Origin of the sequence: Faecalibacterium sp. DFI.5.82, assembly GCF_029076575.1 — a bacterium.
GTDB classification, from domain to species: Bacteria; Bacillota; Clostridia; order Oscillospirales; family Ruminococcaceae; genus Faecalibacterium; species Faecalibacterium duncaniae.
Genome location: NZ_JARFIS010001080.1, coordinates 1 through 290, shown reverse-complemented (window position 1 = coordinate 290; position 290 = coordinate 1). Strand labels below are relative to the sequence as shown.

The following is a 290-nucleotide window of genomic DNA, read 5'->3' as shown; positions in this document are numbered from 1 at the left end:
TGGAACAGGTGCTGGACGTGATGCGCCGGGTGGAAGCCGCAGGCGGGACCACCGTGCGGCTCCACACCGGCGACCCCTGCCTGTAGGGGGCCATCCGGGAGCAGATGGACGCACTGGATGCGGACGGCATCCCCTACGATGATACCCCCGGCGTGTCCAGCTTTTGCGGGGCGGCGGCGGCGCGGAACGCCGAGTACACCCTGCCCACCATCAGCCAGACCGTGATCATCACCCGGATGGAGGGGCGCACCCCGGTGCCGGAAAAGGAGAAGCTGGCCAGCCTTGCCGCC

At 69.7% G+C, this 290-nt stretch carries 1 pseudogene; it reads left to right on the top strand.

What is annotated here, in order from left to right:
- Nucleotides 1-290: pseudogene (locus tag P0G09_RS20235) on the top strand (SAM-dependent methyltransferase); the annotation flags it as partial.